This is a genomic window from Opitutales bacterium (assembly GCA_013215165.1).
Classification (GTDB): domain Bacteria; phylum Verrucomicrobiota; class Verrucomicrobiia; order Opitutales; family JABSRG01; genus JABSRG01.
This window is the reverse complement of sequence record JABSRG010000090.1, coordinates 1-8,410: the sequence shown is the minus strand read 5'-3', so window position 1 is coordinate 8,410 and position 8,410 is coordinate 1. Positions and strand designations below refer to the sequence as shown.

At 50.8% G+C, this 8,410-nt stretch carries 9 protein-coding genes; 3 read left to right on the top strand and 6 right to left on the bottom strand.

Going from position 1 to position 8,410, the window contains the following annotated elements; all coding sequences use genetic code 11:
* Positions 1-248 precede the first annotated feature (248 nt).
* Complete coding sequence (locus HRU10_14360; protein NRA28414.1) at positions 249-815, bottom strand: hypothetical protein; 567 nt, start codon at positions 813-815, stop codon at positions 249-251.
* Between the two features lie 81 nt (positions 816-896).
* Between HRU10_14360 and HRU10_14355 the strand changes: the two genes are divergently transcribed.
* Entirely contained in the window at positions 897-1,454 is a 558-nt protein-coding gene (locus tag HRU10_14355; GenBank protein ID NRA28413.1) for a GNAT family N-acetyltransferase, read from the top strand.
* 221 nt (positions 1,455-1,675) lie between these two features.
* Here HRU10_14355 and HRU10_14350 read toward each other — a convergent pair whose 3' ends face one another.
* The 5 genes from HRU10_14350 to pyrR form a co-directional block, all read right to left on the bottom strand.
* On the bottom strand, positions 1,676-2,686 hold the full coding sequence (locus HRU10_14350) for a hypothetical protein (protein ID NRA28412.1): 1,011 nt from the start codon (positions 2,684-2,686) through the stop codon (positions 1,676-1,678).
* Between the two features lie 142 nt (positions 2,687-2,828).
* Entirely contained in the window at positions 2,829-3,680 is an 852-nt protein-coding gene (locus HRU10_14345) for a CPBP family intramembrane metalloprotease (GenBank protein ID NRA28411.1), read from the bottom strand.
* Positions 3,681-3,692: 12 nt separating this feature from the next.
* Entirely contained in the window at positions 3,693-4,985 is a 1,293-nt protein-coding gene (locus tag HRU10_14340) for a dihydroorotase (GenBank protein NRA28410.1), read from the bottom strand.
* Between the two features lie 37 nt (positions 4,986-5,022).
* Entirely contained in the window at positions 5,023-5,979 is a 957-nt protein-coding gene (locus HRU10_14335; GenBank protein ID NRA28409.1) for an aspartate carbamoyltransferase catalytic subunit, read from the bottom strand.
* Entirely contained in the window at positions 5,976-6,533 is a 558-nt protein-coding gene (pyrR, locus tag HRU10_14330) for a bifunctional pyr operon transcriptional regulator/uracil phosphoribosyltransferase PyrR (protein ID NRA28408.1), read from the bottom strand. Before pyrR ends, HRU10_14335 begins: the two co-directional genes overlap by 4 nt.
* Positions 6,534-6,848: 315 nt before the next feature.
* Here pyrR and HRU10_14325 point away from each other — a divergent pair, with 315 nt between their 5' ends.
* Entirely contained in the window at positions 6,849-7,244 is a 396-nt protein-coding gene (locus HRU10_14325) for a hypothetical protein (GenBank protein ID NRA28407.1), read from the top strand.
* A 252-nt stretch (positions 7,245-7,496) separates the two neighbouring features.
* Complete coding sequence (locus HRU10_14320) at positions 7,497-8,132, top strand: hypothetical protein (GenBank protein NRA28406.1); 636 nt, start codon at positions 7,497-7,499, stop codon at positions 8,130-8,132.
* The last annotated feature ends 278 nt before the right edge of the window (positions 8,133-8,410 follow it).

Sequence of the window (8,410 nt, the reverse complement as noted above, 5' to 3'; positions counted from 1 at the left end):
TTTCAAACTTGTGAACGCTTGTACACCATAAAATGCGATTATTCGAAATTTTTCTCCCCGCACTTCTGGTCATACCCTGTGCGACACTCTCTTCCTCAACGCGCTGGCCAATCTCCTGAAGCGACGGTAAGACCTCCGAAATGAAGGCCACCACAGCAAAGAAAGTTACCAAAACTACTCCAGCAATGACTGCACGAAAGGCCCTCCCCCAGCTTACCTGATCTTCATGCGCCATAGCGATTTCAACTCTATTTGGCTTCGACAATAATCTCTTTTAATTGCCAAACACTGCGTATGTAAAATGCCTCTGAGATAAATTCCGGTGCAGCATCGAAGGGGAATATCAATAATGTAGGCCCTCGGTCTCGAATGCGCAGCGACTTCCCATCAATTCGTGTGGCCAATAGCATGGGCTTCTCAAGATACATAAGCGCGGGGACATCAATAATGTAGTCGTTGAGAGCAATCACTTGGATCGAGTTGGGTTGAGCATCCAAAGAACGAAGTAGATCCCTCAGCAACACGCCGCTGAATCGCCGTTTTTCGTCAACCCACGGTGTCGAGGTTACAAATTCGGTCTGTTCCAAACTATCTAAATAAGCCAAATCCAGCCGAGCCTGGACACCGTCATGCGTCTTATCAATTGCGCCAGACACACTCAACAAGGGCCGACCCGAAGGCTCAGGCAATCTGCTTTCAGCAAATGTGAGCACGGCTGAGCCTACCCCGAGGGCAGATAATGTGAACCATTTCCAGGGATTCACTCGTCGCATGGCACTGTGGAAGTCGGCGACGACCTGAGAAACCTGATTCAAAAGCGTAAATTACCGTCCGAGGATTCAATTTATTCATGCGAAAACCATCGACGTCACACGTTTATCGTATTGCGGTGCCTTATGCGCTTTTCCTATCCACTGAGTGACCAAGCCTGGTTAGCCCCCCTAGCCGAGAAAGATGCTCTGGCAATTTTTAGAGAAACAGAGCAGTCACGGTCCTACCTGCGCGAATTTTTACCCTGGTTAGACAGCATCAAATCCGTCGATGACACACGGAAGTTTATCGATGCGGAACTGCGCCGCTGCCTCGACCAGCGGTGTGACGTGGCAAGTATCTGGTATCAAGGGGATTTCGCGGGAATCGTAAGTCTCTATAATCTCAATTGGCCTAACCGGAGCGCTGCGATAGGCTATTGGCTAGGGCAACGCTTTCAGGGACATGGCCTCATGACACAGGCGGTTCGCGTGCTAGTCGACAACGCGCTCAACCAAATGCGCCTCAATCGCATCGAAATCCGTGCCCATGTCGAAAATATACGCAGCCAAAAAATCGCAAAGCGACTTGGCTTTAGTCATGAAGGCACTCTAAAAGAAGTCGAATGGCTCTATGACCGCTATGTCGACCACGAGCTGTTTGCTATGACAAAGGGCACCTGGGAGGCCACAAATAAAGGGTAGTATTGGCTTACCACTCAGAAAAATTAGGCTGAGCCGATATCAAACTCACACAGAAGTCACGGCTTTCTGTCGCCGAACGTGAGGCTGTTGTCCAACACCAGGAATATACATAATCTGGTAAAAGCGTTTTGCTCTCCGATCCATAATCCGGATCAAAACAAAAAAGGACGAGCCCTGTGAAAGAACCCGTCCTTTTTGAAAAATAAAGAGACAGCCTTTATCTAGTCCTCGAAATCGTAGACTTCCATCAGCGCGATACCCGTTGTCCCGCCGACTCCCGTTACTTGCGCACCATAGGTTCCCGGCTCCAGGGTTAATACCAAGGCAGACTCGGAGGCATTGCTTGGAGTAAAATCATTATCTGCCAGATACTGTCTATCAGCTGCCGAAAGGTCCCCCCAGTTATCATTGGTAGCCCCATCAACAGCTTCAAACAGATTTGTCGTCGTATTGAATCTGTAGATCAACAGCGATGGATCTTCGAGAACGTCTGGAATATCCGCGCTTTGGAATGACGGACCCGTAGCGCGAACGACAACACGCTTCGCTTCAGTTCCTGCGATAATGAAGCCCCCGATGAGTGTATCCGAAGCGGTTCCCGCAAAGACACGTGTGGATAGCGCAGTGAGCACCGAATCTGAAAAAATATCAAAGTCGTATACCTCCGCTAGCCCTGCTCCGTCATCCTCACCTTGGCCAGAAAGCTGGATCGCATATACACCGGCCTCGAGATCGATTACGATGGCTGCTTCAGCAGAATTTGTTGGGACGAAGTCATTGTCCTCCAAAACAGTGCGCTGGGCTGCGGTGATCCCAGTTTCCCAATTATCATTTGAGGTGACTGTATCAAAAGCAGTTCCTGCGCTATTGAGTCGAAGTAGCGTAATCATCGGATCGTCAATTACATTGGGAATATCCGAACTTTGAAAGGATGGCCCCAAACCACGGAGGACCACAGTTTTGGTGCCACTCCCTTCAATAATAAAGCCATTGATCAACACTCCCGCCCCGGGGGAAACGAAAGCCCGGGTCGAAACAGCCTGTAGCTTGTCTCCCACATTGGGAATGTCACCGACGTCTATGTCAGGTGCGTCGCCAGGATCTAGGTCAGGTGGTGCTTCAGTCGGATTTTCTAGATCAGGAGGATCCGGGGTGAAATCCGGGGGGGTCTGAGCAATGAGCGTAGCGGATAAGGCAACACATACCGGGAGGATCAGCTTGATGAGTCTCATAAGATAATAGAAAATTGCTAAGGAGTCTAAATGCGGACAAGAATGAAAACCAAAAAATCGATTTTGAATTATAGGTTCGAAAGCATAACGGACGGAATGCCCAATTTCCTTTATGCCGACATCAGAAAATCCAAACGTAACGTTAGCTCGCCGCGCGCGTCATAAATAAAATAACAAAACTCTGCGCATTGAAGGCAGCATGAAAGGTGATACAGGCTGCGATTGATCCACGGCGTTCGTAGATCTGAGCCAAGAACCATCCCACTAAGATAAGCGGTAGCATGGCTGCCAGGTTGGCATGCATGAGTGCAAATAGAACTGCGCTTATCCAAGCCGCAGCTGCAAGGCTCAACTTCGACTTCAAGAAGCGAAACACACTGCCTCGGAAAAATAATTCTTCGGCTACGGGCGCCATTACGACTCCGATGAAGGTCAATATAAGTATCGGGATCAAATCGACATCTTGAGCGACAGTATCGACGATGAGTTGGCTCGACATGGGGATACCGTCCACAATTTGACTCAAACCGTGGAGGATCGCCCGCCAAATTGCGGTGGATATCCAGATGACTGGAAGGGCCATGAGAAATGCTCTGAAGCCAAACCAGATTTCATCCGATATGCGCCCCTCATCCACGTTGAGCTTAGGATGAGCGAACGGCAGCTTGGAAGAGCCAAGCGCTATCAAAGTTACCACCAAAAGCGGGATCTGTAAGCTCAGACTACCAAGCACGAGGGGCCAGGCCCGATAGACATCCTCAGCCTCGGCAGCACTGTCTGCTGGTGCTGACAAGGCGTAAATCGACTGGATCACAAAAAACGTCATGAAGAGGACCCAAATGAAGATCATATAATCCAGCATCTTCATTTCCATCGCAGGCGGCGAAGAGCGCGGCTCTAACCAATCCCGCTTGCCTGACCACGCCACGACGCTGGCAACGAATATACAGCCAAGCCAGATAAGCACTGCGACCGGGACCTCTTCCTCTGCCATAATTGCGAACGATCAAACAAAGAATCCATCGTCGAAGACCAGCTTGCCTCCAACGATTGTCCGACGTGCACGCCCCTTTACTTCAGTCTGCCACCATGGAGTATTGGTAGACTTTCCCTTGAGGTTGTCGCGATTTACAACCCAAGTCTCGTCAGGATCGAGGATGCAGATATCCGCATCCGCCCCGGGGGACAATGTGCCCTTATTGAGTCCGATAAGCTCGGCACCCTTGTAGGTCATCAAACCGATCAATGTCGACAGGTCCATGTGCCCCGCCTCAACCAGTATTTGATGGGAAATCGCAAAGGACGTTTCAAGACCAATAATGCCGAAAGGCGCCTGATCAAACTCCACCTCTTTTTCATAGTCTGTATGCGGAGCATGATCCGTAGCAATACAAGAAAGGGTGCCATCCACCAGGCCTTCAATCAATGCCACACGATCGCGCTCGGTGCGCAGGGGTGGGTTCATTTTAAAAAGAGTATTGTAGGATGCTAAGCCTTCGTCCGTCAGTGCGATATGGTGCGGAGATGCCTCACCGGTTATGTTGACTCCGTCTGCCCGCGCTTTGCGAATGATATCAACTGCCCCAGCACTAGAGATGTGCTGGCAATGGACATGGGCACCTGTCTTTCGCGACAAAATAGCATTACGTGCCACAATGATGTCCTCAGCTTCTCTCGGCCAGCCCTCAAGCCCGAGCTTGAGGGACATGGCGCCCTCATTCATTACAGCCTTTCGAGTCAGTGAGTCATCTTGGCAATGATCCATAACTACGAGACCAAACATCTTCGAATACTCAAGAATGGCCCGCATCAATTCATTGTCCTGAACACACTTGCCGTCATCAGTCACAGCAACAACACCAGCCTTGTGGAGACTCCCAATAGGAGCCAGCTCCTCACCCTCCATACCCTTTGTGATACACCCGGTGGGAAGGACGTTCACGATGGCATTCCGCGCAACAGAATCTTTGATCTGTTCAATGGTCCCGGGCCGATCGCATACCGGCACTGTATTCGGCATGCAGACAACGGTGGTAAATCCTCCCGCCGCCGCGGCGCGTGAACCGGTCGAGATGTCCTCCTTGTGAGTCTGACCCGGCTCACGAAAATGCACGTGAACATCGACGAGTCCAGGCGCGACCACAAGGCCAGACGCATCGATGGGTTCCGCTTGGAGTTGTTCTTCTTTGGACAGTCCAGGGACGATCACACCGTCTTTGACGTAGATCGTTCCGACGGCATCGCGTTTGTTTTTTGGATCGATGACTCGTCCGTTTTCAATAATGAGCGTCTGCGGCATAGAAGCTGGGATAAAAATTCTTGGAGTGCCTGATTGTTCAGGCTTTGAGTTGAAAGCGAGAATGCGCGGCGGCACAGAGGTAGAGCACAGCCATACGCACTGCGACGCCATTATGGACCTGGTCCAAAATCATCGATTGCGGTGAATCGGCCAAATGTGAATCGATCTCCACACCACGATTAATAGGCCCCGGGTGCATGATAAGGGCTCCTGGCTTCAGCCAACCCGCGCGTGTAGCATCGAGTCCATACATACTCCGATACTCGCCGAGTGAGGGAAAATGAGCGGTCCCCTGACGTTCTTGCTGTATCCGCAGTAACATCACGGCATCACTATCTACTAATGCCGACCGCAAGTCGTGATTTACAGAAACACCCAATGATGCCAACTCTTCTGGCACCAAGGTCGCAGGACCCGCAACCGTTACTGAGGCACCCAGCTTGGTGAGAGCCCAGATATTTGAACGCGCCACTCGACTAAACAAAATGTCTCCCAGGATAGTGACTTTTTTTCCATTAAGATCCCCCAAACGCTCTTGGAGACTAAATACATCGAGCAATGCTTGAGTCGGGTGTTCATGCGGTCCATCTCCTGCATTGATAACGGGAATATTCACACAGTTAGAAATGAATAGTGGCGAGCCAGCGGAGCTATGACGAATCACCACCATATCTACGTTAAGTGCCTCGATCACGCGCGCAGTATCCTTGAGCGTCTCGCCTTTCACCGTGCTGCTAGAATCTCCCTGCATATCGATGACATCGGCGCTCAAGCGCGTCGCAGCGGTCTCGAAAGCAACGCGCGTCCGCGTGCTAGGCTCTAGAAAAAGATTAAGGACCTGCTTACCGCGCAATACCGGAAGTTTCTTCTGCGAGCGCTTCATGGTCTTTTTGAAAGCCGAGGCTGTGTCCAAAATGATCTTAATCTCGGCAGCCGTAAGCGGCTCGATAGAGATGAGATCTTTGTGATCCCAGTGAGGTGTGGCGTCTTTCATTTTCTGATAAAGCTGATGGTGTCGCGGATCGGGTCTTTCTCATCTAGATGCACATTGAGCTTACAAACCTCATCCGTGTGATACTCAAAGCCGACATAATCAGGATGAATGGGCAATTTCGTGTCTAAACGATCAATGAGAACAGCTAGCTCAATCCTTTCTGGACGCCCCTGATCGAAGCACTCATTAATCGCCGCCCGGATTGTGCGGCCCGAGTAGAGGACATCATCGACTAAAACGACGCGTGCATCGTCTAAGTCCGCCTCGATATCCGTGTGCATCGTCTCCGCAGTGATCGGCCGGAGCATGATATCGTCCCGATGGAATGTGATATTCACGACGCCGGCGTTGATATGCCCCCCAAATATCGGCTTGAGTCGCGACATCAGACGATCCGCGACAGCGATGCCACCGTTGGCCACACCGATTAAAACTAGGTGCTCGGTTTGTTTATGTTTTTGAGCGATCTCCTCAGCAATGCGGTCAAGAGCGATCCGAATATCGTCCGCAAGAATTCCAGTGGGCAAAGTCATGCGGACACGAGAAAGGGACATCTTCCTGTTGAGGGCAATACACACTTCACTAAAAGAACCAGTAAGCTGCGATTATCTTCGATTAAGGCGACTAACAACGACTGACCGATGCATGCAGTTTCGATATTCCCTCAAGACTGTCTCATTTACTCGCTATCTCTCTTACCCATTGGTGCCCTTGTTGTGGTCGAGCCGCTCTGTCGGCTCGCTCCTACGGTGTGGATCAGAGCAACTGCCTGCGCCCCGACAGAGCGGGGCGACTAGAGCAAGGGTGGTTAGGAAAGTCCCCGCTGTTTCAATTACACCCATATTCCCTCAAGACTGTCTATTTTACGCTTGATCTACGTCTTGAGCGACAGTGTATCCACTTCGATGTTTACACGCCTCTTGATCATAACCGCTCTTATCTCACTTGTTGCGACCGACAAAGCAAACGCTCAAAAACTGTTTGCAGTCAATGTGAACGGTATTTCATCCGAGACTTCCGAACCTCTCGACGTGATCCAGAGTGAATCCAGCTCTTTGACCGACCTGTTAGAAGACTTGGTGCGGACCGAAGCCGATTTCACTGTTTTGGCCGGCAACATCTGGAATGCAAACCTCACCTACTTTGCAGTGCCGAATACCTTCCAAATTATATCCGACGCTGACGCGACACGGATCGTCGTCGCCAGCGAAGTCACCGGACTCGTCGAGGTATTTGAAGGCGAGACAAACGAGGCAGTATTCTAGGCTATTGAGGACTGGTTCTTAAGCGACGGAGCCGATGCTCTTGCGGAGATTGAGCAAAACCTACTCACACGCAGCGCAGTATCCGTTACGGACGGTAATCCTAGCGCAACCACGGCGCGCCTAGCAGAAAACGCATTTCAGCGATTTGGTGGGGGCCTATCTCGGAAAGGACACGCACTGTGGAGCGAACAAGCCGATTCTTTTAGCATCGGCTTAGAGTTCAATGCATCCCGCCGCTCGGCAGAAACCGGTGTGGGAGACATTGAGACCGATCGCTGGGAGGTCCGCGCTCCCATGCACATCCGCTTTTTTGATACCTTCAATCTATTAGGTCTCGCTTCGTTCGAGTATCTAGACATCGCCGGATCAAGAGTGTACGGAGGCGGTGGCCAGTTGGGCGTGCCGTTTAAACTCTATAGCAACGCAGAGGCAGAGCGGACCTGGGTACTCACACCCAATGTCGGCATTGAAGGTCGCGGAGGCATAGATATCGCATCGGGCAACATCATGCTGCAAGTTGGACTCACCTCGCATTATACGATGCGCGCGACGGAGCGTCTGAAACTGACGATCATAAACCAAGTCTCCACATTCGAGTCGCTGACACTCAAATATGATGATATTGAATTTAAACCCGACATCGACCAGTGGATTGTTAAGAACGAAATCGCCTTCGATCTTCAGATGAATGCTTGGAGTGTATTGTCTGCAAGCCTGACAGATACACGCTTTTTGAATGAAGCGGCCATTGATGATTATCAGGACCTTGAGATAGGCTTGGCGGCCACAACTGGGAGTTTCTGGACTATCAGCACCTTTGCCCGCCACACATTTGCAAACGGGTATGATGCAACGACCGCCGGAGCTTATGTAGACTTTGGTTTTTGAGTCTCGCTGTTATCAGCGACATTGAACCCAGCACGCTGATATCAGGCGCTCTTTTGCCCAGGGCCATGCTTCCAGGCTCGTTATCAGGACACGCCCCTCTATTCACACCCATGATACGCCATGGCAACTACTCAATCGGAGTGTGCTTGAAGCGACTGCGGACAAATAGCGGTGAGTCATTCGTCTCAAATTCATAGAGCGCTTTCACAGCCATCCCATAGGGATGCGCTAAAAAATTAAAAAGTGGTTGGCTCTGGCGGACTTCCGATCAAGGAAGT